The organism is Micromonospora sp. C41, assembly GCF_018070485.1.
Taxonomy (GTDB): Bacteria; Actinomycetota; Actinomycetes; order Mycobacteriales; family Micromonosporaceae; genus Micromonospora; species Micromonospora chalcea.
Window position 1 is genome coordinate 352,268 of the sequence record NZ_JAGPXP010000002.1, and the last position, 23,752, is coordinate 376,019.

Sequence of the window (23,752 nt, forward strand, 5' to 3'; positions counted from 1 at the left end):
GGCCTGTCGGATAAATCAGGTGGCCGGTCCCCCGGATCCGGGGGCAGGATCGGGATCATGGCATCCCCGCACCTCACCACTCCGATCACCTCCGACCTGCTGCGCGGCGCGCTCGACCTGGAACAGACCGCCGACGGGGTGCTGCCGCACCGGCTGCCCGCGTGGGCCCGGGCGCAGAACATCGACCCGCAGCTGACGACGGCGGAGGCGATGCCCTCGGGCGTACGGCTGGTGTTCCGCACCCGCGCCACCACAGTCGAGCTGGACGTGCTGCCGATGAAGATGGTCTACCGGGGCACCGGGCCACGTCCCGACGGCCGCTACGACCTGGTCGTGGACGGCCGCCTCGCCGGTCAGGCCACCGCCGGTGGCGGCAAGGTGCTCACCATCGACCTGGCCACCGGCACGTCCAGCATCGAGCCCGGGCCGGTCGGCACGGTGCGCTTCACCGACCTGCCCGCCACCGACAAGGAGGTGGTGATCTGGCTGCCGCAGCGGGAGATCACCGAGCTGGTGGCGCTGCGCACGGACGCGCCGGTCGAGCCGGTCGACACGGGTGACCGCCGGGTGTGGCTGCACCACGGCAGCTCGATCAGCCACGGCTCGGACGCGGAGAGCCCCACCGGCACCTGGCCGGCGGTGGCCGCCACGCTGGCCGGCGTGGAGCTGGTCAACCTGGGGTTCAGCGGCAGCGCGCTGCTCGACCCGTTCACCGCCCGCGCGATGCGCGACACCCCGGCCGACCTGATCAGCGTCAAGATCGGCATCAACGTGGTGAACGCCGACCTGATGCGGCTGCGCGCGTTCGGCCCGGCCGTGCACGGCTTCCTGGACACCATCCGGGAGGGGCACCCGCACACGCCGCTGCTTGTCGTGTCGTCGATCCTGTGCCCGATCCAGGAGGACACGCCCGGCCCGGGCGCTGTCGAGTTCGTCGACGGGAAGGTGCGGTTCCGGGCCACCGGCGACCCGGCCGAGGTGGCATCCGGCCGGCTCACGCTGCGCGTCATCCGCGCCGAGCTGGCCCGGATCGTGGCGTCCCGGGCCGGCGCGGACCCGAACCTGCACTACCTCGACGGGCTGGAGCTGTACGGCGAGGCCGACTACGCGGAGCTGCCGCTGCCCGACGAGCTGCACCCCGACCCGGCCGCCGACCGCCGCATCGGCGAGCGGTTCGCCGCGCTGGCGTTCGGACCGAAGGGACCGTTCGCCGCCGCGCAGTGACGGACACCCACCCGCGGCGCGGTGTGACCCAGGTCACGCCGCGCCGTGATCCGTCGGAGGGGCCGTGAACGACCATCTAGGCGTGGGAGGAAGCAAACAGGACGAGGAGCGGCTGCTGCGGCGGGTCGCACGCGGCGACCTCGACGCGTTCGACGAGCTGTACCGGCGTACGTCGCCGTGGCTCGCGATCCGGCTGCGGCGGCGCTGCGCGGACGACGGCATCGTCGCCGAGGTCCTCCAGGACACGTACCTGACGGTGTGGCGGGCCGCCGGCTCGTTCTCCGGCATCCGGCGCTCCGGTGGATCGGACGCGCCGGGCGGTTCGGCCGCCGGCTGGATCTGGACCATCGCGGCCCGGCGCCTGGTCGACGCGCTGCGCCGCCGCGCCCGCGTCCAGGAGGTGCCCACCGACGTGCTTCCGGTACGCAGCGCGCCGGCCGCCGAGGACGAGGCGCTCGCCGGGTCGTTCGGCTCGGAGGTAGGAGCCGCGCTGGACGCGCTGGCCCCGGAACTGCGGGCGGTGCTGGCCGCGATGGTCCTGGACGGGCTGACCGTCCGGGAGACCTCGGTCCTGCTGGGGGTGCCGGAGGGCACCGTGAAGAGCCGGGCGCGGCGTGCCCGCAACGCGCTACGGGAGGCGCTGGCATGACAGCTCACGTACCCCCGCAGGCACTGGTCGCGTACGCGGCGGGCAGCCCCGACGACGCCGCCGCCTGGACGATCGAGGTGCACCTGGAGGGCTGCGCCGAGTGCCGCGACCGGCTCGGAGACCTGGCCGCACCGCCACTGCGGGCGCTGCTCGGCGACGCCCGGGAGGCGATCCTGGCACAGGCCCGCACCGGGCCGCGACCGGTGCCCCGGCGACCGCTGCGACGGTGGTGGCTGCGCTGGACCGACTGGTCGCTGCTGGCCTGGGCGGCGATGACGTGCACGGCGATCCTCGCCGCGGTGCTGCTGGACCGCAACTACCCCGAGCAGCCCTCGACGGTGCTGCTGCTCGCGCCGGTCGCGCCGCTGGCCGGGCTCGCGGTGGCCTGGTCCCGACGCGCCAACCCGAACTGGGAGGTGGTCGCCGGCACCGCCCGCGCCGGGCTGGAACTGCTGCTTCGCCGTACCCTCGCGGTTCTGCTCCTGGTCGCGCCCGTGCTCGCGGTGGCCGGGCTGGCGGTCGGCCGCAACCCCGCGCTGTGGCTGCTGCCCTGCCTGACGTTCACCGCGGCGACGCTGCTGCTCGGCAGCCGCGTCGGCGTGCCGCTGGCCGCCGCCGTCCTCGGCGGCGGCTGGCTCACCGCGGTCGCGGCCGCGTCGTTCACCGGCGACGCCGACGCGGCCCGCGCCGCCGCCGTCACCGAAGCCCTGCTCCGGCCCACCACCATGCCCGCCTGGGCGGCGGCCGCCGCCGTGCTCACCGCGCTGACCGTGCTGCGCGCCGACCACCTGCGGCGGCCCGCCGGCTGACGCCGGCCCCCCGGAACCACGCCACGGCGCCCCGCCGGCGCCGCGGACGACCCTGCCCCGAGAAGGAGACGACATTGGTACGCGCAGTGAGCGCCGACGAGGTGGCGCCGACCCGGCACGCCTGGCGGATCGAGGCGGTGGGACTGTCGGTGAAGGCCGGACGGCACCTGGCCGTCGACAACCTCGGCCTGACGCTCGGCACCGGTGTGCACGGGCTGCTCGGCCCCAACGGCGCCGGCAAGAGCACCCTGATGCGCGCGCTCGCCACAGTGGTCAAACCGCACGGCGGGGTGCTCCGGCTGCTCGGCGCGGACGCCACCGCGTCCCGCGAGCTGCGGCCGGTGCGCCGCCGGCTCGGCTACCTGCCGCAGCAGTTCGGCTACTACCCGCGGTTCACCGTCCGGGAGTACGTCGAGTACGTGGCCTGGCTGCGGGAGATGCCGGCCTCGGCGGTGCCGGGCGCGACCCAGCGGGCCATCGACCGGGTACGCCTCACCGACCGGGCCGACGCCAAGCTCAAGTCGCTGTCCGGCGGCATGCTGCGCCGGGCCGGCATCGCCCAGGCGATCGTGAACGAACCGGACCTGCTGCTGCTCGACGAACCGACAGTCGGCCTGGACCCGGAACAGCGGGTCGAGTTCCGTGAGCTGATCCGCGAACTCGGCGCGGACGCCTGCGTGCTGGTCTCCACCCACCTGGTGGAGGACGTGGTGGCGGCCTGCTCCGACGTCATCCTGATGGACCAGGGCACCCGCGTGTTCCAGGGCCTGCCCGCCGACCTGGTCCGCCACGGCGAGACCGGCGGCGTCGGCGACAGCGCCGCCGAGCGCGGCTACTCGTACCTTCTCCAGCAGCACCGGAGCGCCTGATGATCCGACAGGTACGCGTCGAACTGCGCCGCTCCAACGCGCCGACCATGGCGGTCCTGCTCCTGATCATCGGGATCCTCGGCGCCGCCAGCATGTACAGCTTCTGGCAGGGACAGTGGCTGCGGTTGGGCTACGTCCACTCCTCCGGCATGTTCCTCCTGATGCCCCTGTCGCTGGCCGGCGGCGCGGTACTGGGCCGCCGGGACCGGCGTACCCGCGCCGACGAGCTGATGAACAGCACCGGCCGGCCCCGCTGGCAGCGCGCGCTGCCCGCGATGACCGCGCTCGGCGTCGCCGTCGCGGCCGCGCACCTGCTCGTGCTCGCCGGCGCCGGCGCGGTGGTCACCTTCGACGGCGCCTACCTCGGCGTACGCGGACTCGCCGGGCCCCTGACCGACGTGCTGGTGCTGGTGGGCGCGGCCTGGGTGGGGGTGGCCGTCGGCCGGCTGTGGTCCTCGCCGCTGCTGCCGCCGCTGCTGGCCGCCGCCGGCCTGGTCGCGCAGGAGGGCACTGCCATGCTCGGCGGTCCGGGCAGCACCAGCCGGCTGTCGAACGCCTCCCTGATGATCTCCTGGCCGCCGGACACGCCGTGGGAGACGCTGTCCGACCGGCTGCTGCTCAGCCGCCTCGCGCTGGGCGTCGGGCTGGTCCTCGCCGGGCTGCTGCTGGCGGCGGGCCGGTCGTGGCCGGTCCGGGCCGGGGCGCTCGCGAGCCTCGCCGGGGGCGTGGCGGGTCTCCTGCTGATCGGCGTGCCCGGCCCGACCGGGATCTGGCAGCTCGATCCGGACGCACGCCGCTTCGTCTGCGCCGACGGCACGCCGCAGGTGTGCGTCACCGCCGTCAACGCGCACCTGCTGCCCGAGATCACTCCCGAGGCCCGCCGAGGGCTCAAGGCGCTGGCAAAGCTGCCGGACGCGCCGGCCCGCGCGGTGGAAGTGCGGCTGGACACCGTCGGCAGCAACGACAGCGAGCAGTGGCACCGGCCCAAGCCGGCACCCGGCACCGTGCAGTTCCTCCTGGAGGTCGACCCGGACACCGGCCGGGCCGCCGACGTGGCCGAGCGCATCGCACTGGGCGGCGGCACCATGTGGTACGGCTGCGGGCGCAGCGGCGACGACATCGCCCCGGCGATCGCCGCGGCCTGGCTGCTCGACGCCGAGACCGTGCGGCTGTGGGACTCCTGGACCGGCTACCGGTACGCCGACGAGAAGCAGGAGGAGATCCGGGACGGGGTGCGGCAACTGCGCGCGCTGCCCGAGCCGGAGCAGCTGCGGCGCATCACCGCGCTGCGGGACGCAGCCGCGCGCTGCGAGCCGGACCTGATGCCGGCGCTCACCGGACGGGCCGCGCCGTGACCCGCTGGCTGCCGCTGTACGTGCGGTCCCGCCGGCTACCCGCCGCCCTGGCCGGATCCGCTATCGCCGTCGCCGTGATGGCCGTCGCCTGGTCCGGCTTCACCGAACGCCCCGAGGTGCCCGCCGGCCTCGCCGTGCTCACCACCGCGCTGGCGGTGGCGCCGCTCGGGCCGACGCTCGCCGGCAACGACCCGGCGCTGGAGCGCACCGCCGCGTGGCAGTGGGCGCCGCGCCGGGCCGGGCACCTGCTCGGGTACGGCGTGGTGGTGGTCGGTCTGCTGGCCGCCGCCCGCGTTCTCGGCGCCGACTTCGGGCCGCTGGACGTGCTGGCCCGCAACACGGCCGGGCTGATCGGGCTGGTCGGCCTCGGCGCGGCGCTGGCCGGCGCCCGGGCCGCCTGGCAGGCGCCGACCGCCTGGGCCGCCATGGCGTCCTTCATGGCCGCGCCGGGCGGGCCGGAATGGCGGCAGGCGGCGCTGTGGATGGCGCAGGAGCCGGGCAACCGAATCGCCGCGGTCACCGCCACGACGTTCCTCCTCGGCGGCGTCGTCGCCTACGCGCTGCGGGTCGGCCCGCAGGTCGCGGCGGCCGAGGCGGCGCTGGAACAGTGACGCGCCGGGCCTCGTCGCACGCCTACCGCGCGGCGAGGCCCGGCCGATGTCAGGTCAGCGGCACCCAGGCCAGGCTGGTCATGCCGGCCAGGGCGGTCGCCTTGAGACCGGCGTCGGAGACCGTCCAGAGCACACCGTCGATCATCAGCGAGCGGCGGATCGGCGTCCGCTCGCCGCCGTCGGCCAGGCTCCCCGGATGGTCCACCGCGCCGGCCACCGTGAAGCCCTTGTCGCCGACCCGCAGCGCCAGCACGCCGCCGGACGGCGGGCGCTTCGTGCCGTCGGCCCCGTCGGTGACCACGCCCGACTGCTGTACCGGGATCACCACCAGCCGCTCCGGCGGCCAGTAGAGAAACGCGTGCGGGTCGTGCTCCGCCTCCGACCAGCCACGGGCGACGTGGTGCTGGGCGATCCGGGTGGGCCGGGCCGGGTCGGCGACGTCGAACAGCGACACCTGGGTGCCCGTCACCTGCCCCTCGTCAGTGGCGTCCTGGCCGACGCCGATCAGGCGGCCGTCGCCGGCCGGGTGCAGGTACGCCGAATACCCGTTGATCTTCAGCTCGCCGGTCACCCGGGGCGCGGCCGGGTCGCGCAGGTCCACGCCGTACAGCGGGTCGGTCTGCCGGAACGTGACCACGTATCCGGTACCGCCGACGAACCGCACCGCGAAGATCCGCTCGCCCTTGCCGAGGCCGGTGACCGCGCCGACCCGCTTGAGCGTGGGACCGTCGGCGCGCAGCACGTAGACGCCGGACTGGGAGGACCTCTCCCGCCTCCACGTGTCGCCGGTGGTGGTGGCGACCCGCAGGTGACCGTCCCACTCGGACAGCGCGTACTGGTTGATCAGCCAGCCGGGCACCGACCCGGCGGCGACGAAGCGCGGCGTGCCCGCGGCGGTGTCGAACTGATAGATCTCGGTGCTGACGTCGCGCGCCTCCGGTGACGCGGCGCGCCACGTCCGCCAGCGCTGGTCGGCGGCGACGTAGAGGCGTCGACCGTTGCTGTACACCGTGTCGCCGTCCGCGAACACGGTGACCGGGTCACCGGCGCCGAGCGCGGACGCGCCCAGGTCGAAGCTGAGCACGGTGAGCGTCGAGGCGGCGGAGAAGCCGGCCGGCCGACTCACCCGGTCGCAGCCGACCCGACCGCTGCCGACAGTGCGGACGCCGTCGCGGACCTCGTACCGGGGCAGCCAGTCGTCGAGCGTGGCCTTGTCGATGACCCCGCGGTTCGCCGCGATCCGCTGCGCGTCGGTACGCTCCCCCGGCTGCTGCGGAAACTCGAGCCGGTGACCGGAACTGATCACGATGCGGGCGGTCGCGCCGACCTGCCGTGCGTCGACCATCCGGCCGTCGATCCGGTACTCGCCGACGACGCGCGGCGCTGCGGCGAGGTCGACCAGGACCAGCCGGGCCTGCCCGACCACGCCGGGTGCGGGACGCCGACCGGGCACCGTGGACTCGGGGACCCTTCCGGCGCGCAGCAGCACGAGCGCGCGGTCCCCGTGCAGCAGCAGGCTGCCCTCCTGCCCGGAGAACCGGTCGTCGGCCGGATCGAGCGCCAGCCGGCCGGTCTGCCGGCGGGTCGCCGGGTCGACGACCGTCAGCACGCCCCGGCCGTACGTGACGATGCGCCGGCCGTCGGTCTTGACCAGGTCCGGCTCGTCCACGCCGGCCTCGTGCACGTTCGTCCCGGAGAAGTCCGGAGTGGACGCCGGCCCGGCCGCCTTCTGGGCGCCGCTGTCGGCCCCGGCCTCCGCGCCGAACCGGAGCAGGTCGCGGCCCGGCCCGAGACCCCACGGTCCCACCGCCGCCCGAGCGGCCGCCCGGATCTGCCGTAGCGCCTCGTCGCAGGAGTCGAACGCGACGAGCCGCAACCCACCGGCCGGAACGGGCCGGCCGGTGGGCGGCGGATCGGCCGACGGTGACGCGGTGCAGCCACCGAGGGCCAGCGCGGCGGCCAGCGTCCATCCGATCGTCCGGAATCTGCGAAAGGTCATGGGCCGTCAGACGTGGCCGCGGCGAGCACGGTTCCCGGCCGAACGCGCTCAGCCGCCGGCCATCGCGCCGAGCACGATGAACGGCTCCTTGCCCTTGACGACCTCCTCGGGCAGCGGATCGTCCGGCGACTCGTTCGACAGGTCCAGCTCACAGGCGTAGAAGCGGACGAACGGCCGGCGCTTCCCGCTGTGCCGGTCGCGGATCGTGCCGAGCAGCATCGGGTACGCGGCCTCCAGCGCGTCGAGCACCTCCCGCTGGGTCGGCGGCCCGGCCACCTCGACGCGTACCTCGCCGGTGACGTGCGCCAGGTTCTTCAGGTGCGCCGGCAGCACCACCCGGATCACGGCAGCACCTGGACCTCGACCGAGAGCACGGCCGGCAGGTCGCGCACGATCGGCGCCCACGTGTCACCGCCGTCGGCCGAGTGATAGACCTGACCGCCGGTGGTGCCGAAGTAGATCCCGCAGGGGTCGAGCGTGTCGACGGCCATCGCGTCGCGCAGCACGTTGACGTAGCAGTGCGACTGCGGCAGCCCTTCGGTCAGCGGCTCCCAGTGCTCACCGCCGGTACGGCTGCGGTAGACGCGCAGCTTGCCCTCCGGCGGGTAGTGCAGCGAGTCGCTGGTGATCGGCACCACGTAGACCGTCTCCGGCTCGTGCGCGTGCACCGCGATCGGGAAGCCGAAGTCCGTCGGCAGGTCGCCGCTGATCTCCCGCCAGTTGCCGCCGGCGTCGTCGGTGCGCATGACGTCCCAGTGCTTCTGCATGAACAGCGTGTCCGGCCGGGACGGGTGCTGGGCGAGACGGTGCACGCAGTGCCCCACCTCGGAGTCGGTGTCCGGGATCTCGCCCGAGCGCAGTCCCTTGTTGATCGGCAGCCAGCTCGCGCCGCCGTCGTCGCTGCGGAACGCGCCCGCCGCCGAGATCGCGACGTAGATCCGGTCCCGGTCGGCCGCGTCGAGGATGATCGTGTGCAGGCACATCCCGCCCGCGCCGGGCTGCCAGGACGGGCCGGTCGGGTGCTGCCGCAGCGCGGTCAGCTCGGACCACTTCTGGCCGCCGTCGGTGGACAGGTAGAGCGCGGCGTCCTCACCGCCCGCGTACACGGTGTCGGGGTCGTGGCGGGACGGCTCCAGGTGCCAGATCCGCTTGAACTCCCACGGGCGCGGGGTGCCGTCGTACCAGAGGTGCTGCCCGACCTCGCCGCTGTAGGCGAAGTCGTTGCCGACTGTCGTCCAGTTCCGGCCGCCGTCGTCCGAACGCTGGATCAGCTGCCCGAACCAGCCGCCGGACTGGGACGCGTAGAGCCGGTCCGGTTCGACGGGTGAACCTGTGAGGTGGTAGATCTCCCATCCGCCGAAGTGCGGTCCGTCGACGGTCCAGTTGTCGCGCTTGCCGTCCGACGTCAGAATGAACGCGCCCTTGCGCGTGCCGACAAGTACCCGTGCGCCGCTCATGTCTCGTCCTCCATCCAGGTGTCTTCCCTGCACTGACCGCGGGCCTCGCCGAAACTCATCGTCGTGGTACTCCCAGGCTTGACATTTCTCCGCCGGACGCGCGGCGACCGGGCGCCACGCCGGTACGGCGGGAATGTCGGGGGCTGCGGCTAGCGTGCGGGCATGACCGGTCCCGGAGACGTTCCGCCCGAGCACCTCGACCGCCTGCGCCCGGTCTGCCTCGGCCTGCCCGACGCCTACGAGGAGCCGGCCTGGGTGGGTGTGCGGTGGCGCGTGCGCGGCCGCACGTTCGCCCACGTGCTCACCGTCGACCCCGGCCACCAGGCCGCGTACGCGCGGGCGGCGGCGACCGACGAGCCGGTGTGCGTGATGACGTTCCGCTCCCCCGGCGACGAGATCGCCGGGCTGCTCGCGGCCGGGCCGCACTTCTTCAAGCCGGACTGGGCCGCCGACGTGGTCGGCCTGCGGCTCGACGCGGACACGGACTGGACCGAGGTCGCCGAGCTGCTCACCGAGAGCTACTGCGTGCTGGCCCCGAAGAAGCTCGTGGCGCTGGTCGACCGGCCCGGCTGAATCAGCCGAGCTTCTTGCGCAGCGTCTCGAACGCCAGGTCCGGCCGCAGCGGCACGCCGAAGCGCTCGTCGCCGTACGGGAACGGGCTCAGCTCGCCGGTGCGGACGTAGCCGCGCCGCTCGTACCAGGCGATCAGGTCGTCGCGCTGGACGATCACGGTCATCCGCATCTCACCGGCGTGCCACTGCTGCGTCGCGTACCGCTCGGCCTCGGCCAGCAGCTCCCGGCCCAGGCCGCCGCCCTGCCGGCCGGGGGCCACCGCGAACATCCCGAAGTAGACGTGGTCGTCGCGGCGTTCCAGCTGGCAGCAGGCGAGCAGGTCACCGTCCTGCTCGGCGACCAGCACCACGCCGTCCGGGGCGGTGACCGCCGAGGCGACCATGTCCGGGTCGGTGCGCTGCCCGGCCAGCAGGTCCGCCTCGTGGGTCCAGCCCTGCCGGCTGCGCTCACCCCGGTACGCCGACTCGATCAGTTCGACGAGGGCGGCCACGTCGCCGGAGCGGGCGACCCGGACGGTGCGGGATGCGGGGCTGGTCATGGCGGTTCTCCACGGTCGCGGCTGCGTACCTGGTCAGCGTACGCACGCGGGCGTCGCGGGCGGCGGCCGGGACCACGGGGCAGGACGGCTGATGGTTCACTGCCCGGCATGGAGACGACGATCGGCACGGCGGGCCTGCCCGCGGTCCTCGACCTGCCGGCCGCGCCGGTACGGGGAGGCCTGGTGGTGCTGCACGGCTCGCACGCCGGGCAGCGTTCCCATTTCCTGTACACGCACCTGGCCCGGCTGCTGCCCAGGGCCGGGATCGCGGTGCTGCGCTACGACCGCCGCCCCCGCGTCGACGGGCACGACGTGCCGCTGGCCGACCAGGCCGACGACGCCTCCGCCGCGCTCACCGAGCTGCGCCGGCACGTCGGGGCGGTCCCGGTCGGGTTGTGGGGGTTCAGCCAGGGCGCGTGGGCGGCGGCGCTGACCGCCACCCGGCACCCGGTCGACTTCCTGGTCCTGGTCGGGTGCAGCGGGGTGAGCCCCGCGAGGCAGATGCGCTACGGCACCGCTGAGCAGTTGCGCCGGCACGGGTACGGGCCGGCCGACGTGGTTGAGCTGACCCGGCTGCGCGCGCTCGCCGAGGACTACCTGCGCGGCGACGTGCCACGCACGGTGGCGCAGGCGGAGCTGGACGTCGCCGTGCGCCACCCCTGGTTCCCACTGGCGTCCCTGCCCGAGGAACTGCCCGCCACGCCCGGCACGTGGACCGACATGGACTACGACCCGGCGCCGGTGCTGGCGCGGCTGACCTGCCCGGTGCTGCTCTGCTGGGGCGAGACGGACGCCTGGATCCCGATCGAGGACAGCCTCGAGGTGTGGCGGCGGGCGGCCCGCGACGCCGAGCTGACGGTGGCCCGGCTGGCGGGGTGCGACCACGCGCCCACGCTCGGCGAGGGTGAGGACCTGGACAGCGTCAGCCCGCAGTACGAGCGGGTGCTGTTGGGCTGGCTGGACCGCCTGCTGCCGCCGGCCGGCTGAGCGGGCTGCCGGTTCCGGATCCAATTCTCCGCGCGCCGCGCCGCCGCCGACGGCTAGCCTGCCGGGCATGGATGCCGCGCTGCCCACGTTCGAGTTCGCCTTCCCCGGCCCGCTGCGCGACCGGCTCGTCGCCGCGGTGCTCGACGGGAGCAAGAGCACCACTACCGCGCTGGTCCAGGACTACGAGATCGACGGCGAGCCACTGCCGGCCGTCGGTACCCGCTCGGCGGTGATCGACTCCGACGGCCGGCCCGTGGCGGTGATCGAGCTGGTCGAGGTCCGCGTCGCCCGCCTCGGCGACGTCGATCTCGACCACGCGCGGGACGAGGGCGAGGGCTACGAGTCGGTCGCCGCCTGGCGGGCCGGCCACGAGCGGTTCTGGCACGGCGAGGACTACCGCGGCTGGCTCGGCGACCCCACGTTCACCGTCGACGACGACACCATGGCCGTGCTGGAACGCTTCCGCCTGGTCGAGACGCTCTGACCGCGCGCCCGGCTCAGGGGGCGGCGAGCCAGGCGCGCAGCTGGTCGCCGTGCTCGTCCAGCTCCGGGGGCGGCAGCTCGTAGCGCGGCGGGGTGTCGGACAGGCCGATTGGATTCCGGATCCCCGGCACCCCGCCGGTCGTCACCACCGGCTCCAGGCCCAGCCCCTGCGCCAGCGCCACCCCGTCGGCCACAGAGTTGATCGGGCTGCACGGCACGCCCGCCGCGCGCAGCTCGGCGAACCACTCCGCGCTGCCGCGCCGGGACAGCGCCGCCACCAGCAGCGGCCGCAGCTCGTCGCGGTGCGCGACGCGGTCGGCGTTGCGCCGGAACCGCGCGTCGCCGGCCAGCTCCGGCACGCCGAGCACCCGGCAGAGGGTACGGAACTGGGCGTCGTTCCCGGCGATCACCACCAGTTCGTCGTCGGCGGTGGGCAGCGGCTCGTACGGCACGATGCTCGGGTGCGCGTTGCCCATCCGGTGCGGCTGCGCGGCCCCGGCCACGTGCGCGCTGGTGTGGTTGACCAGCCCGGACAGCGCCGAGGAGAGCAGGTCCACTGTGACGTGCTGCCCGCGCCCGGTCTCCTCGCGGTGCCGCAGCGCGGCCAGGATCCCGACCGCCGCGTGCAGCCCGGCGATCACGTCGAACACCGCGACACCGGCCTTGTAGGGCGGGCCGTCGGCGTCCCCGGTGAGGCTCATCAGCCCGGCGGCGGCCTGCACCATGAGGTCGTACCCGGGCAGGTCGGCACCCCCGGCGGCGCCGAAGCCGCTGATCGAGGCGTACACCAGGCGGGCGTTGCGGGCGGTGACCGTGTCGTGGTCGAGGCCGAAGCGGCGCAGCGCGCCCGGACGGAAGTTCTGGATCAGCACGTCGGCCCGGTCGGCCAGCCGGTGCGCCAGCGTCAGGTCGCCGGGGTCGGTCAGGTCGAGCACCAGTGAGCGCTTGTTGCGGTTGACCGCCAGGTAGTAGGTGGAGACGTCGTCACGGACCGGGGGCCGCCAGCCACGTGTGTCGTCGCCGCCCGGCGACTCCACCTTGACCACGTCCGCGCCGAGGTCCGCCAGGAGCATCGTCGCGTACGGCCCGGCGAGGATCCGGGAGAAGTCGGCGACCAGCACCCCGTGCAACGGACCCGACATGCCGACCCCTCTCTCGCCGCCGACCACGATGACACATTCCTGACGGCCCACCCGGCCGGGGTGGGCCGTCCGGCTACGGTCACGTCAGGGACGTACCGGAAAGGGGTGCCCGTGCCGCTGCTCAGCCGGCTCGCCGAGGCCACCGACGAGCGCCCGGGCGCAATCCGGGTGCAGGACCGCTCGCTGTCCTGGGTGGAGCTGCGCCGGGCGGCCACCGCGGTCGCCGACGACCTGCGCGGCGCGGCCCGGGTGGCGGTGCCCGCGACGGCGAGCCTGGAGACGGTGGTCGGCGTGGTCGGCGGGCTGCTCGCCGGTGCGGCGGTGGTGCCGGTGCCGCCCGACGCCGGACCGATGGAACGCGACCACATCCTGCGTGACTCCGGCGCGGAGGTGCTGCTGGCGGCGCCGGGCACACGGAAAGCCCATTCGCCGCCGCTCGTGCCGCTGGACCTGGCTCGGCGCTCGGACACCAGCCATCCCGAGCCCGACCCGGCGGCGACCGCGCTGATCCTCTACACCAGCGGCACCACCGGCGCGCCCAAGGGCGCGATGCTGTCCCGCCGCGCGGTCGCCGCCTGCCTGGACGGGCTCGCCGACGCCTGGGCCTGGACACCGGACGACCTGCTGGTCCACGGGCTGCCGCTGTTCCACGTGCACGGGCTGGTGCTGGGCGTGCTCGGCCCGCTGCGCGTCGGCAGCCGCCTGCGCCACGTCGGCCGTCCCCACCCCGAACGGTACGCGGCGGCGGGCGGCTCGCTGTACTCCGGCGTACCCACGATCTGGTCGCGGATCGCGGCGCAACCCGCGGCGGCGCGGGCGCTGCGCGGCGCCCGGCTGCTCGTGTCCGGCAGCGCGGCGCTGCCCGATCCGGTCTTCGCGGCGCTGGCCGGGCTGACCGGGCACCGGCCGCTGGAGCGGTACGGCATGACCGAGACGCTCGTGACGGTGAGCGCCCGCGCGGACGGTCCCCGGCGGCCCGGCACCGTGGGTGTGCCGCTGCCCGGCGTGCACACGCGGGTGCGGGACGAGCACGGCGACCCGCTGCCGGCGGACGGCGCGGCCATGGGTGAGCTGCAGGTACGCGGCGGCACGCTGTTCGACGGTTACCTGAACCGGCCGGACGCCGACGCAGCCGGTCGCACCGCCGACGGCTGGTTCCGCACCGGCGACGTCGCCACGGTCGACCCGGACGGCGTCCACCGCATCGTCGGCCGGGCCGCCACCGACCTGATCAAAAGCGGCGGGTACCGGATCGGGGCCGGCGAGGTGGAGGACGCGCTGCTGGCCCACCCGGGTGTGCGGGAGGCGGCGGTGGTCGGCACGCCCCACCCCGACCTGGGGCAGCAGGTGACCGCGTACGTGGTCGGCGACGGCGTGGCCGAGGCCGAGCTGATCGACTTCGTGGCGCGGCACCTGTCCGCGCACAAGCGCCCCCGGCAGGTACGGCTGGTCGGCGCGCTGCCCCGCAACGCGATGGGCAAGGTGCAGAAGACCCTGCTGACCGAGGCGTGAGCGGCCCTCTCAGCGGGCCGCTGCCGCGCGGCGGACCTGACGGCGGGCCTCGTCCGCCGGCACGCCTGTGGCACGCAGCAGGTCGTTGGCGACGGTCCGCAACTGCGAGACCACGATGGTGCCGGAGAAGCCGATCTCCTGCCGGCACGCCTCGCCCGCGTCGCGGACCGCGCGCAGCACCCGCTCCCGGGCGGCGGCCGGCTCCTCGGCGGCCAGGAACGCCCGGTGCAGCAGCCGGATCGCCTCGCTGAAGTGCTCCAGCGCGGCGGGCAGGTGCGGCGGCACCGGCTCCCGGTCCCGTAACGCGGTGCCGATGCGGCGCACCATGCCCCGGCTGTTGCGGAACGCCCGGTCCAGGTGCTCGGCGCCGTGCCGATACGCGGCCAGGGCGCGTCGTCGCCGCCAGCGCACCGGGGAGAACCGGACCACCTCGTCGGCGGCGCCGACCATCTCGTCGATCCGGTCCAGTTCCGTCTCGGCGGCGCGCATCCGGGCCAGCACCTCGTCGGCCGCGCGCACGTCGGCGTGTGCAAGCGCCTCCGCCGACGCGGTCATCTGACTGGCGAACGTGTCGAGCGCCGGGTCTGCCACGCGGCGGACCGCGCGCAGCGGGTTCAGCGGCGCGATCACCAGCACCACGAGCAGGCCGACGGCGCCGCCGACGAGCGCGTTGAGGGTCCGGGGCAGCTCCAGGTCGGGCGACACCGGGGTCAGCGTGGCGACCAGCACCGCCGTACCGCCGGCCTGGGTGACGAGCGCGCCGGTACCGCGTACGAGCACCGCCGCGGAGACCGCCAGGAACACGATCACGCCGGTCTGCCACGGCCCGGTGCCGAACAGATGCACCAGCAGGTCACCGACGACGATGCCGAGGACCACCCCGACCACCAGCTCCACGGTCCGCCGGGTGCGGTTGCCGAGCGAGGCGGCGATGACGCTGACCGCCGCGGCCGGCGCGAACGTCGGGTCGGGGTTGCCGAGCACCTCGCGGGCCACCGTCCAGGCCAGCGTGGCCGCGAGGCCGGCCTGGACCGCCACGATGAAGTACGTGCCCAGTCGCCGGCGGCTGGACCGCCCGGCGTCGCGTACCCGGTCGACGGCATCCCGCATGCGGCCGGGTACCCGCGGTCGCCCGCCCGAACCTCACCCGGGGTACGCCATCGTGCCGGTCAGCGCCACCACGCCGGGCAGCCGGGTGTCCTGGCGCAGGAACTGCACCACCACCGGGACCGGGGAACGCAGCACGCAGCCGTACGGGCGGTCCAGTCGCACCGCCTCCGGGTCGATCAGGTCGTTCACCCGTACGTGCCGGATCCGGCGGGCGCCGACCAGTAGCCGGTACGGTCCGACCGGTTCGACGTCCTGGTAGTAGAAGTCCAGCTCCAGCTCGGCGTCCTCGTCGGCGGCGTTGAGCACGCAGAGCTGGTCGAAGGCGGTGAACGCCGGTTCCGGGCCGTGCGCGGGGAACGGCACGTGCCCGCCCGGCACCACCCAGACCCGGGCGCCGACCGGCGCGCTCACGACTCCTCCAGCAGCCGGGCCAGGTCCGGGGTGAGGAACACCCCGTCCGGGTCGAGCCGGCGGCGCACCGCCTGGAAGTCGTCCCAGCGGGGATAGAGGGGACGCAGCTCCCGCGCGCCGAGCCAGTGCTTCTTGCCCCAGTGCGGGCGTCCGCCGTAGTGCCGGAACACCGCCTCCATGTCCCGGAAGTACTCGTCGTACGGCAGCGAGGTGTTCTGCAGGCAGGCGATCGTGGTGGTGGGGCGGCCGTAGGCGTTGCTGAGCCAGATGTCGTCGGCGGCGATGGTGCGGACCAGGACCCGCCAGGCGGCCACCCGGCGGTGCCGGTCGCGCACCCGGCGGCGCACCTCGGCGAAGCAGGCCGGGAACGCCTCCGACGGCAGCATGTACTCGATCTCCTCGAAGCGCAGCTCCCGGTGCCGGGGAATGGTGCGGTGGGTGGGCCCGACCTGGCTCTGCCGCGGCTCGCCGTCCGGCAGCCGGGGCTGTGCCCGGTCCGGCGCGGCGTCCGTGTCGGTGCGGTTGATCACCCGGATCTGCGTCTGGTCGCTGCGCGGGTACCAGTAGAAGTCCATGTTGCGGTTGGTGTGCTGCAGCACGGCGAGGTGGTCCAGGGTCCAGTCCAGGTGCGCGCACCAGGAGCGGCGGTGCAGTTGGTAGGTCGGCTGCACGTCGAGCGTGACCTGGGTGACCACGCCGAGCGCGCCGAGGGAGAGGCGCACCGCCGGCAGCAGCTCCGGGTTGCGCCGCGCGTCGACGTCCAGCACGTCGCCGGTGCCGGTGACCAGGCGCACGCCGGTGACCTGGGTGCTCAGGTTCCCAAATCCGATGCCGGTGCCGTGGGTGCCGGTGGCGGTCGCCCCAGCGATCGACTGGTAGTCGACGTCGCCCAGGTTGTCCATGGCCAGCCCGGCGTCGTAGAGCCCTTCGCCCAGCGCCCGCAGCTTCGTGCCGGCCCACGCGGTCGCGACCCGCCCGTCGTCGGAGATCACCCCGGCCATCCGGTCCAGGCTCAGCAGGATCCCGTCGGTACGCACCAGCGGGCTGGACGAGTGCCCCGAGCCGACCGGCCGGACGGTCGCGCGCGTGGCCCGGGCACGGCGCACCAGGTCGCACACCTCGGCCTCGTCGGCCGGCTCGGCCCGGTCCGCCGGTGTAAAGCGGAGACTGCCGGACCAGTTCACGAACTCGCGTGTCACAGCGGCCCCTCCCCGGCCCGCTTACCCGTGCCCGCGCCGGGTAGTCACCGCCGTGTCCGAGCCGCCGCTGTCGTTCCCGCCGATCGACGCGTACGCGTTCCTGTCCGACACGCACACCACGGCGCTCGTCGCACCGGACGGGGCGGTCGAGTGGTTCTGCGTACCGGACGCGGCGGGCGACGCGGTCGCGGCCCGGCTGCTCGACCGGGACACCGGCGGCCGGTTCACGCTCACCGTCGCCGGCTGCCCGGCGCCGCGGCGCCGCTACCGGCCGGACACGCTGGTGCTGGAGAACGACTGGGCCGCCCCGTCCGGCGCGGCGGCCGGCGAGGACCTGCTCGCGGTCCGGCCCGGCGCCGCCGACCGGCCGATCCACGCCGAGCGGGTGCTGGTGCGCCGGCTGCGGGTCACCGACGGTGTGCTGCGGGTCCGCGCCGAGCTGACGCCCCGCCCCGGGTACGGGGCACGCCCGGTGCGCTGGCGGCGCGACGGTACCGGCTGGCACGCCGACGGCACGCCGCTGCGGCTGCGCACCGACCTGCCGGTCACCGTCGAGGGCGGCACGCTCGTCGCCGAGGCGGAGCTGCGCGCCGGGCAGGACGCCACGCTGCTTCTCGGGTACGCCGACCCGGTGCCCGCCCTCGCCGACGCCGAGGAGCTGACCGAGCGGACCGCCGACAGCTGGCGGGCGTGGTCGGCGCGCGGCGACTACACGGGCTTCGCGGCCGGCGCGGTCCGGCACAGCGCCCTGGTGCTGCGCGGCCTGTCCTACGACGAGACCGGCGCGCTGCTGGCCGCCCCGACCACATCGCTGCCCGAGGAGATCGGCGGGGTCCGCAACTGGGACTACCGCTTCACCTGGCACCGGGACGCGGCGCTGCTGCTGCTCGCGCTGTTCCGCCTGGGCCACGCCGAGGAGGGCCGCCGCTATCTGCGGTTCCTGCTCGGCATCTGCGCGCGGCAGCATCCGCTCGCGCCGCTCGTCGGCATCCACGGCCACGCCACCGAGGAGCGTGAGCTGCCGCACCTGTCCGGCTACGCCGGCTCGGCGCCGGTGCGGGTCGGCAACGAGGCGGCGAACCAGATCCAGTTCGACACGTACGGGCACATCCTCGACGCGGCGCTTGCCTACCAGCTGCTCACCGGCGAGCTGACCGGCCCGCAGTGGGCGCTGCTGCGGCGGCACGTCGAGACCATGGCGGAGCGCTGGCGGGAACCGGACCACGGGGTGTGGGAGATCCGCGGCCCGTGCCGGCACTACGTCTACTCGAAGGTGATGACCTGGGTCTGCCTGGACCGGGGCATCCGCCTCGCCGGGCTGCTCGGCGACGGCGCCGCGCCGGTGGACCGGTGGCGCCGGGAACGTGACGCGCTGCACGCCGAGGTGCTCGACCGCGGGTACGACGAGCGCGCCGGCAGTTTCGTCATGGCGTACGGCGGGACCGAGCCGGACGCCTCGCTGCTGCGGATGCCGCTCGTCGGGTTCCTGCCCGGCGAAGACGCCCGGGTGGTCGCCACCGTCGAACGGATCCGCGCCGACCTCGCCGTCGCGCCCGACCTGATCCGGCGCTACCGGGCCGACGACGGGCTGCCCGGCACCGAGGGGGCGTTCCTGCTCTGCTCCTTCGAGCTGGTCTCGGCGCTGGTACTGGCCGGCCGGCACGGCGAGGCGCGGGACATCTTCGACCGGCTGGCCGGCCGGGCCGGGCCGCTCGGCCTGCATCCGGAGGAACGCGCGCCCGACGGCACGGCGCTGGGCAACTTCCCGCAAGCGTTCACCCATCTGGCACTGATCGAGGCTGCGCTGAACCTGGACTCGGCGGGCGACCGGGACGCGCTGCACGCGTGGGCGGAACGGTCAGCGGCCGCGGCGGCGTGACCGGCACCCCGCCGGGAACCAGCGCGCCGGTCCGGACGACTATCCCTGTATGGCGTGTGAGCAGTGGCGGGAAATCCTGTCGGCACAGCTGGACGGTGAGGCGTCCAGCTCGGAGATCGAGGCGGCCGAGGCGCACCTGACCGGCTGCGCCGGCTGCCGGGGCTGGTTCGACTCGGCCGCGGCGGTCACCCGGCGGGCCCGTACGCAGCTCGCCCCGCGCGTACCCGACCTGGTCGACGCGGTGCTCGCCGCCGCGCCGCCGCCCCGGCCGAGCCGCCGCCAGCGGATCGCGCTCGGACTACGCGGGGCGCTCGGGTTGCTCGGCGCGGTGCAGCTCGTACTCGGGCTGGCCCAGATCGGCCGGGAGGCGGTCGTCGCGCACGCCCACACCTCCGGCCAGCACCTGTGGCACGAGTCGGCGGCGTGGAACGTAGCAGTCGGCGCCGGGTTCCTCTACGTGGCGGCACGCCGGACCACGCCGTCCGGCCTGCTGCCGATGCTCAGCGCGTTCGTCGCCACGCTGGTGCTGCTGTCGGTGAACGACCTGATCACCGGTCAGGTCGCGATGACCCGGCTGGTCAGCCACGGCTTCCTGCTGGTCGGCTGGGCCGTGATGCTGGTGCTGTCCCGGCCGGGCTGGCGCCCCGGCGACACGCCGCCCGGGCGGGGCCGGTCGAGCGGATCGCGGTGGGCGCTGCGCACCGAGGAACCGGCCGCGCCGGCGCCGCTGCGGCTGGTGCAGCCGGGCCCGTACCCCGCACAGGCCCGCAACCGGCGCGCGGCCTGAACCGCCGGACGGCCGGGGCCCGCGGGTGTCAGCGGGCGCGGCGGTCACGGACGTCGCCGGACCAGGCGGCGGCCAGGTCCTCCCGGGCGCGGGCGACCCGGGACCGGATCGTGCCGACCGGGCAGCCGCACACCTCGGCGGCCTCGGCGTAGGACAGGCCCAGCACCTGGGTGGCCACGAACGCCTCCCGGCGGTCCGGGGCGAGCGCCGCGATGAGCCCGCGCAACACCACCCCGTCGTCCCCGCCGCGGGTCACCGCCCCGGCCGCCTCGGCGGCGGCCTGCCAGTCCGCCAGCGCGGCCGTGCGGGGCCGCGCGGTCGCCGCCCGCACGTGGTCCACCGCGACCCGGCGGGCGATGGTGAAGACCCAGGTACGCGCCGACGACCGGCCCGCGAAGCCGGGCAGGCTGCGCAGCGCGCGCAGGAACGTCTCCTGGGCCAGGTCGTCGGCCTCGGCCGGCCCGGCCAGGTGGGCGAGGAACCGCCACACCGGCGCCTGGAGGGCACGGACGAACGCGGCAGCGGCCAGCCGGTCACCACGGGCGGCGCTCCGGGCCCACCCGGTCACCTGCTCGTCGTCGGCGTCCGGGCTCATCCTCGGCCGGCCCGCGGGCCCGACATCGTCATGCCCGACGGTACGGATCCGCTGCCCGCTCGGTTCATCCCTGGCGTCCCTCCTGCCACCGGGCCTGACTGTCGGCGACCTCCGGTTGGTCGGCCGGCGGGCGGGAAAAGTTCCCGAACCGGGTCAGTCGTCGTCGACGGAGACGGTGACCGGCCCGACCCGCAGGACGCCGTCGGTGAGCGGCGCGCAGCGCACGCCGCCCCGGCGGCGCAGTGCCTTCCAGGTGCCGGGCGCGACCACCACGTCGAGCCAGGCGCACGGCGGCGCGGCCCGGTGCACCCGCAGGCGGACCGGACCGTCGCCGGAGTCGAGCGTGAGCACCCGGCCGACCAGCTCGTCCACCGGGATGCCGTCGGTCAGCACGTTACGTCGCAACTGGGTGAGGTCCGCCCCGGGCGGCAGCGACTCCCGCGCGATCAGCGTGACGCTCGCCTGCCGGTGCGCCGGGCGGCCGAAGTAGCGGTCACCGACGATGCCGAGCCCGGCGCGCACCTCGACCCGCTCGACCAGTTCACCGGGCGGTGCGGGGGCGGGCCCGTCCGCGGGGCGGCCCACGTACCGGTGCACGGGCGAGGCCAGCAACTGGACGATCCGCGGCATGCCCCGAAGTGTAATCGCGGGCATACCACCGCCAAAACGGACGATAGCCGCGCTCACGTATCCGCGGCTTACGCAGGGCGTTGTACCAGGTGTGACGGCGAGGCGACCCGACGCGATCGGGGCTCATCCCCGGCGGCGGCTGGCCTGGGCGCGGCGCGAGAACGAGCGCCGGCGCCAGGCGTACGAGACGGCGGCGCGGGCCTGGCGGCGGCGCGCGGAGCACCTCGACCGGCTGCGGATCGAGGCGGCCGGCTTCCACGGGTGCGTCCTGGCCGGCGCCCCGCTACCGGTGCCACTGGACGACGGAGAGGTCGTCTACCGCATCCTGCCCACCGTCGACCTCGTCGAGGCCGCGGCCCGGCACCTGCCCGGACTGCCGGTGCCGGGCGGCACGCTCGCCGGATGTCTCGACCCGGCCGAGGGCCCGCTACCGGCCGGGCTGCGCGTGATCGCCAGCGGCGCCGCCGTGGTGACCGACCGGCGGGTCGCCTTCACCGGGCCCGGCGTCGGCCGGGAGTGGCCCCTGCCGACTCTGCGCGGACTCGGGCACCACCCCGGCCGTCCGGTCACCCTGCTGCACGGTACGGACGGCGGCGCACCGGCGGGCCTGCGCGTGCCGGCGCCGGGCGCGGCGAACGCCCGGTTCTACCTCACCCTCGCCCACGCCGACGCCACCGGTACGCGCACCGCTGTGGTGGAGGACATCGACGCGCTGTGGTCCGCCCACCGGGCCGCCCGGCCCCGCCCGCCCCGGCCACTCGGGCCGTGGGACGCCCCCGCCGAACGGGCGCTCCCCCAGCGGCTGGCCGCGGCGGGCGTCGCAGCGATGGCCGTACTGCTGGGCGTCACCTCCGCCGGCACCTGGACCGCGACCGCCGGGCAGACCGACCCGGCAGCCCGAACCGCGACGCACCCGGCGACCGCACCCCCACCGGCCGTTTCGTCAGTGCCGCCCGTGGCGACCCCGGTCAACCCGTCGTCTCCCCCCGCGTCCCGGCCGCCCCGGCCCGCGCCGCGGCCTCCGGCCGCCGGTTCGGGTGATCGGGTCCCCACCACCGCGCCACCTGCCGCCGGATCCCCGTCGACGCACGTGAGCGGCCGTACGCCCGTGACCGTCGAATCGTCCGGCCCACCCGCAGGCCAGGTGACACCGGCGCCGAGCGTGAGCCCGACGGCTGATCCGGTTCCGACCGGCGAGCCCGATCCGACAACCGAGCCGAGCCCGTCCGCCGCATCCGCCGAGCCGAGCATCCTGGACCTGGCCTGCACCTCGGCCTGGCCGTCAGTTCCGACGCAACAGCCCAGCAAGACGCAACCCTCCCCTGACCCCGCCCCACGCTCGCCGCTCTCCCGCTTCCCCGCCGCCCTTCCCTCGGCGTCGCCACGCCCACCCTCGCGGTGATCGCGCCCTCGCCCTCGTCGATCTTGCACTTAACGCCCCGAAGATGCCGGCTTCGCCCCGCTTTGAGCGGGCCACAAGTGCAAGATCGCGGGGGTGAGGGGCCGGGGAGGGCGAGGGGCGGGTGGGGTGGGGGGGTCAGGAGGTATGGGGGGTCAGGAGGTAGTCGCCGTCTTCTGGGCTCCAGCGCAGCTCCACCGCGCCGCCCGTCGCGGCCGCCTTGCAGAACTGCAGGAAGCTGCGATATCCGAGCTTCTTCTCGCTGAAGTCGGGCCGGGCGCGCCGGAGCTGGTCCTTCAGCCCGGACAGCGCCACCGCGCCGCCCTCGCCGGCCAGGTCCACCACCACTGATCGCAGCAGCCCGAACGCGACGTCCCGGTCACCCTGTTCCGGAAGCGACACCTCCGGGTCGCCCTTCGCCGGCCCCGCCGCCAGCTCCACCACGTTGCGCGCGGCGAGGTGGCGCAGCAGCTCGCCGAAGGTACGGAAGCCGTAGTCGGACTCGCTGAACGTCGGGTCCTTGCGCAACAGCGCGCGCTTGAGCGCGGACGCGGTCACGTCACCGCTGGAGCTGCCCTGCATGCCGGCCACCGTCTGCACGAGCTGGACGGCGAGCGTGTCGACGTCCCGGGCCCGCCCTTCCTCGGCCGGAGCGGCTTCCGGCGCGACCTCCGCCACCGGTTCCGCCACCGGCCCGGGCGGCGCCGTCCGGGCCGGACGCGACCGGCGGGCGGACGGCGGCGGCACGTCGACGCCTTCGAGGCGGTCGTAGTAGAGGAACTCGTCGCAGGCCGGCGGCAGCAACGCCGAGGTGGACTTCTCCACCCCCACACCGATCACCCGCTTGTTGAGTTCGCGCAGCTTGTGGACCAGCGGAGTGAAGTCGCTGTCGCCCGTGCAGATCACGAACGTGGAGATGTAGCCGCGCTCGAACGCCAGCTCGACCGCGTCCACCGCCATCTTGATGTCCGCGGCGTTCTTGCGGGAGGCGCCCATGCGCTGCGGGATCTCGATCAGCTCGACGTGCGACCGGGTGAGCATCCGCCGGTCCTCGTCGAAGTACGACCAGTCCGCGTACGCCCGGCGCACCACCACCCGCCCCCGCTCGGCGAGCGCGTCGGCGATCGGCCGGAAGTCGAACGCACCACCACCGTGGTGGTCGCGTACGCCCAGGGCCAGGTTCTCGTAGTCGAGGAACAGCGCGATCCGGTCTTCGTGATCCACACTGGCAGCCTAGCCCGGCCGGACCGCTCCGCCGGTCAGCGCCGCTCGTCGCGGTAGACGGTCTCGCGGCGGGCCAGCCGCTGGATCGCGTAGCTGCTGACCAGGAGCAGCAGCGCCAGCACCACCTCGACGCCGGCGACGGTGCCGCTGGCGACGGTGAGCCCGAGCAGCAGCAGGATGAGCCCGACGACGGCGAGCAGGCCCGCCAGCAGCATGCGGTTACGCCGTCGCGCCGACCGCTGCGCGTCGTCCGCGCTCACGCTGCCCGCCTCTCCCCGGCTCCCTGTGCCGATCGTAGGCGCTCGTCACG

25 protein-coding genes are annotated in these 23,752 nt (G+C 75.1%); 13 read left to right on the forward strand and 12 right to left on the reverse strand.

From position 1 onward, the window contains the following. Window positions 1-57: 57 nt before the first annotated feature. From KBX43_RS03820 to KBX43_RS03845, 6 genes are all read left to right on the forward strand, one after another. On the forward strand, window positions 58-1,224 hold the full coding sequence (locus KBX43_RS03820; RefSeq protein ID WP_210883165.1) for an SGNH/GDSL hydrolase family protein: 1,167 nt from the start codon (window positions 58-60) through the stop codon (window positions 1,222-1,224). 64 nt (window positions 1,225-1,288) lie between these two features. Then, on the forward strand, window positions 1,289-1,873 hold the full coding sequence (locus KBX43_RS03825; protein WP_104113132.1) for an RNA polymerase sigma factor: 585 nt from the start codon (window positions 1,289-1,291) through the stop codon (window positions 1,871-1,873). After that, window positions 1,870-2,682 carry a zf-HC2 domain-containing protein gene (locus KBX43_RS03830; protein WP_210883167.1) on the forward strand — a complete coding sequence of 271 codons (813 nt, stop codon included), beginning with the start codon at window positions 1,870-1,872 and terminating at the stop codon, window positions 2,680-2,682. The genes KBX43_RS03825 and KBX43_RS03830 overlap by 4 nt, the downstream gene beginning before the upstream one ends. A 74-nt stretch (window positions 2,683-2,756) precedes the next feature. After that, window positions 2,757-3,551: an ATP-binding cassette domain-containing protein gene (locus KBX43_RS03835; protein WP_069089751.1), complete on the forward strand. Its 795-nt coding sequence runs from the start codon at window positions 2,757-2,759 to the stop codon at window positions 3,549-3,551. Beyond that, the gene (locus KBX43_RS03840; RefSeq protein ID WP_210883169.1) at window positions 3,551-4,906 is read left to right on the forward strand and encodes a hypothetical protein; all 1,356 of its coding nucleotides are present in this window, start codon (window positions 3,551-3,553) and stop codon (window positions 4,904-4,906) included. Before KBX43_RS03835 ends, KBX43_RS03840 begins: the two co-directional genes overlap by 1 nt. Next, the gene (locus KBX43_RS03845; RefSeq protein ID WP_210883170.1) at window positions 4,903-5,517 is read left to right on the forward strand and encodes a hypothetical protein; all 615 of its coding nucleotides are present in this window, start codon (window positions 4,903-4,905) and stop codon (window positions 5,515-5,517) included. Before KBX43_RS03840 ends, KBX43_RS03845 begins: the two co-directional genes overlap by 4 nt. Before the next feature lie 49 nt (window positions 5,518-5,566). On the opposite strand, the gene KBX43_RS03850 is transcribed toward KBX43_RS03845, so the two are convergent. From KBX43_RS03850 to KBX43_RS03860, 3 genes are read right to left on the reverse strand one after another with little or no spacing between them, the layout of a single operon-like run. Continuing rightward, window positions 5,567-7,516 (reverse strand): beta-propeller domain-containing protein, encoded by a 1,950-nt coding sequence (locus tag KBX43_RS03850; RefSeq protein WP_247677089.1) that lies wholly within the window; start codon window positions 7,514-7,516, stop codon window positions 5,567-5,569. A 48-nt stretch (window positions 7,517-7,564) separates the two neighbouring features. Further along, window positions 7,565-7,861, reverse strand: a complete 297-nt coding sequence (locus KBX43_RS03855; protein WP_064446057.1) for a MoaD/ThiS family protein — start codon at window positions 7,859-7,861, stop codon at window positions 7,565-7,567. Further along, on the reverse strand, window positions 7,858-8,973 hold the full coding sequence (locus tag KBX43_RS03860; protein WP_210883172.1) for an exo-alpha-sialidase: 1,116 nt from the start codon (window positions 8,971-8,973) through the stop codon (window positions 7,858-7,860). The genes KBX43_RS03855 and KBX43_RS03860 overlap by 4 nt, the downstream gene beginning before the upstream one ends. Before the next feature lie 162 nt (window positions 8,974-9,135). Here KBX43_RS03860 and KBX43_RS03865 point away from each other — a divergent pair, with 162 nt between their 5' ends. Then, window positions 9,136-9,546 carry an MmcQ/YjbR family DNA-binding protein gene (locus tag KBX43_RS03865; RefSeq protein WP_043324249.1) on the forward strand — a complete coding sequence of 137 codons (411 nt, stop codon included), beginning with the start codon at window positions 9,136-9,138 and terminating at the stop codon, window positions 9,544-9,546. A gap of 1 nt (window position 9,547) precedes the next feature. On the opposite strand, the gene KBX43_RS03870 is transcribed toward KBX43_RS03865, so the two are convergent. After that, complete coding sequence (locus KBX43_RS03870; protein WP_210883179.1) at window positions 9,548-10,084, reverse strand: GNAT family N-acetyltransferase; 537 nt, start codon at window positions 10,082-10,084, stop codon at window positions 9,548-9,550. 108 nt (window positions 10,085-10,192) lie between these two features. On the opposite strand from KBX43_RS03870, the gene KBX43_RS03875 reads away from it, so the two are divergent. Together KBX43_RS03875 and KBX43_RS03880 are read left to right on the forward strand one after the other, a co-directional pair. Then, the gene (locus KBX43_RS03875) at window positions 10,193-11,071 is read left to right on the forward strand and encodes a S9 family peptidase (protein WP_210883181.1); all 879 of its coding nucleotides are present in this window, start codon (window positions 10,193-10,195) and stop codon (window positions 11,069-11,071) included. A 67-nt stretch (window positions 11,072-11,138) separates the two neighbouring features. Beyond that, window positions 11,139-11,555, forward strand: coding sequence for an ASCH domain-containing protein (locus KBX43_RS03880; protein ID WP_210883183.1), 417 nt, complete (start codon window positions 11,139-11,141; stop codon window positions 11,553-11,555). 13 nt (window positions 11,556-11,568) lie between these two features. Here KBX43_RS03880 and KBX43_RS03885 read toward each other — a convergent pair whose 3' ends face one another. Then, window positions 11,569-12,696 carry a CaiB/BaiF CoA-transferase family protein gene (locus KBX43_RS03885; protein ID WP_210883185.1) on the reverse strand — a complete coding sequence of 376 codons (1,128 nt, stop codon included), beginning with the start codon at window positions 12,694-12,696 and terminating at the stop codon, window positions 11,569-11,571. A gap of 111 nt (window positions 12,697-12,807) precedes the next feature. Here KBX43_RS03885 and KBX43_RS03890 point away from each other — a divergent pair, with 111 nt between their 5' ends. Then, window positions 12,808-14,208: an acyl-CoA synthetase gene (locus KBX43_RS03890; RefSeq protein ID WP_210883193.1), complete on the forward strand. Its 1,401-nt coding sequence runs from the start codon at window positions 12,808-12,810 to the stop codon at window positions 14,206-14,208. 9 nt (window positions 14,209-14,217) lie between these two features. Here the strand turns inward: KBX43_RS03890 and KBX43_RS03895 are convergent, their stop codons facing one another. The 3 genes from KBX43_RS03895 to KBX43_RS32020 are packed head-to-tail and all read right to left on the reverse strand — an operon-like array spanning window position 14,218 to window position 16,928. Further along, the gene (locus tag KBX43_RS03895; protein WP_030502309.1) at window positions 14,218-15,318 is read right to left on the reverse strand and encodes an aromatic acid exporter family protein; all 1,101 of its coding nucleotides are present in this window, start codon (window positions 15,316-15,318) and stop codon (window positions 14,218-14,220) included. A 33-nt stretch (window positions 15,319-15,351) separates the two neighbouring features. Beyond that, complete coding sequence (locus KBX43_RS03900; RefSeq protein ID WP_030502308.1) at window positions 15,352-15,729, reverse strand: sensory rhodopsin transducer; 378 nt, start codon at window positions 15,727-15,729, stop codon at window positions 15,352-15,354. Then, window positions 15,726-16,928, reverse strand: coding sequence for a D-arabinono-1,4-lactone oxidase (locus KBX43_RS32020; protein WP_030502307.1), 1,203 nt, complete (start codon window positions 16,926-16,928; stop codon window positions 15,726-15,728). The genes KBX43_RS03900 and KBX43_RS32020 overlap by 4 nt, the downstream gene beginning before the upstream one ends. Before the next feature lie 52 nt (window positions 16,929-16,980). Here KBX43_RS32020 and KBX43_RS03910 point away from each other — a divergent pair, with 52 nt between their 5' ends. Continuing rightward, window positions 16,981-18,807: a glycoside hydrolase family 15 protein gene (locus tag KBX43_RS03910; RefSeq protein WP_210883200.1), complete on the forward strand. Its 1,827-nt coding sequence runs from the start codon at window positions 16,981-16,983 to the stop codon at window positions 18,805-18,807. A gap of 49 nt (window positions 18,808-18,856) precedes the next feature. Next, the gene (locus KBX43_RS03915; protein ID WP_166456239.1) at window positions 18,857-19,594 is read left to right on the forward strand and encodes a zf-HC2 domain-containing protein; all 738 of its coding nucleotides are present in this window, start codon (window positions 18,857-18,859) and stop codon (window positions 19,592-19,594) included. Window positions 19,595-19,622: 28 nt separating this feature from the next. On the opposite strand, the gene KBX43_RS03920 is transcribed toward KBX43_RS03915, so the two are convergent. Then, on the reverse strand, window positions 19,623-20,189 hold the full coding sequence (locus tag KBX43_RS03920; RefSeq protein ID WP_043324268.1) for a sigma-70 family RNA polymerase sigma factor: 567 nt from the start codon (window positions 20,187-20,189) through the stop codon (window positions 19,623-19,625). A 153-nt stretch (window positions 20,190-20,342) separates the two neighbouring features. Beyond that, the gene (locus KBX43_RS03925; protein ID WP_187693027.1) at window positions 20,343-20,819 is read right to left on the reverse strand and encodes a molybdenum cofactor biosysynthesis protein; all 477 of its coding nucleotides are present in this window, start codon (window positions 20,817-20,819) and stop codon (window positions 20,343-20,345) included. 91 nt (window positions 20,820-20,910) lie between these two features. On the opposite strand from KBX43_RS03925, the gene KBX43_RS03930 reads away from it, so the two are divergent. Beyond that, window positions 20,911-22,221 (forward strand): hypothetical protein, encoded by a 1,311-nt coding sequence (locus KBX43_RS03930; RefSeq protein WP_247677090.1) that lies wholly within the window; start codon window positions 20,911-20,913, stop codon window positions 22,219-22,221. A gap of 135 nt (window positions 22,222-22,356) precedes the next feature. Here the strand turns inward: KBX43_RS03930 and KBX43_RS03935 are convergent, their stop codons facing one another. Both KBX43_RS03935 and KBX43_RS03940 read right to left on the reverse strand, forming a co-directional pair. Then, the gene (locus KBX43_RS03935; RefSeq protein ID WP_210883203.1) at window positions 22,357-23,442 is read right to left on the reverse strand and encodes a PIN domain-containing protein; all 1,086 of its coding nucleotides are present in this window, start codon (window positions 23,440-23,442) and stop codon (window positions 22,357-22,359) included. A 35-nt stretch (window positions 23,443-23,477) separates the two neighbouring features. Next, a complete protein-coding gene (locus tag KBX43_RS03940) occupies window positions 23,478-23,702 on the reverse strand; it encodes a DUF3040 domain-containing protein (RefSeq protein ID WP_064446063.1) in 225 nt (74 codons plus the stop codon). Between the last annotated feature and the right edge of the window lie 50 nt (window positions 23,703-23,752).

Coding starts and splice junctions, on each gene's coding strand:
- KBX43_RS03820 (WP_210883165.1), top strand. CDS start 58: ATGGCATCCCCGCACCTCACCACTCCGATCACCTCCGACCTGCTGCGC.
- KBX43_RS03830 (WP_210883167.1), top strand. CDS start 1,870: ATGACAGCTCACGTACCCCCGCAGGCACTGGTCGCGTACGCGGCGGGC.
- KBX43_RS03840 (WP_210883169.1), top strand. CDS start 3,551: ATGATCCGACAGGTACGCGTCGAACTGCGCCGCTCCAACGCGCCGACC.
- KBX43_RS03850 (WP_247677089.1), bottom strand. CDS start 7,516: ATGACCTTTCGCAGATTCCGGACGATCGGATGGACGCTGGCCGCCGCG.
- KBX43_RS03860 (WP_210883172.1), bottom strand. CDS start 8,973: ATGAGCGGCGCACGGGTACTTGTCGGCACGCGCAAGGGCGCGTTCATT.
- KBX43_RS03865 (WP_043324249.1), top strand. CDS start 9,136: ATGACCGGTCCCGGAGACGTTCCGCCCGAGCACCTCGACCGCCTGCGC.
- KBX43_RS03870 (WP_210883179.1), bottom strand. CDS start 10,084: ATGACCAGCCCCGCATCCCGCACCGTCCGGGTCGCCCGCTCCGGCGAC.
- KBX43_RS03875 (WP_210883181.1), top strand. CDS start 10,193: ATGGAGACGACGATCGGCACGGCGGGCCTGCCCGCGGTCCTCGACCTG.
- KBX43_RS03880 (WP_210883183.1), top strand. CDS start 11,139: ATGGATGCCGCGCTGCCCACGTTCGAGTTCGCCTTCCCCGGCCCGCTG.
- KBX43_RS03885 (WP_210883185.1), bottom strand. CDS start 12,696: ATGTCGGGTCCGTTGCACGGGGTGCTGGTCGCCGACTTCTCCCGGATC.
- KBX43_RS03895 (WP_030502309.1), bottom strand. CDS start 15,318: ATGCGGGATGCCGTCGACCGGGTACGCGACGCCGGGCGGTCCAGCCGC.
- KBX43_RS03915 (WP_166456239.1), top strand. CDS start 18,857: ATGGCGTGTGAGCAGTGGCGGGAAATCCTGTCGGCACAGCTGGACGGT.
- KBX43_RS03920 (WP_043324268.1), bottom strand. CDS start 20,189: ATGAGCCCGGACGCCGACGACGAGCAGGTGACCGGGTGGGCCCGGAGC.
- KBX43_RS03925 (WP_187693027.1), bottom strand. CDS start 20,819: ATGCCGCGGATCGTCCAGTTGCTGGCCTCGCCCGTGCACCGGTACGTG.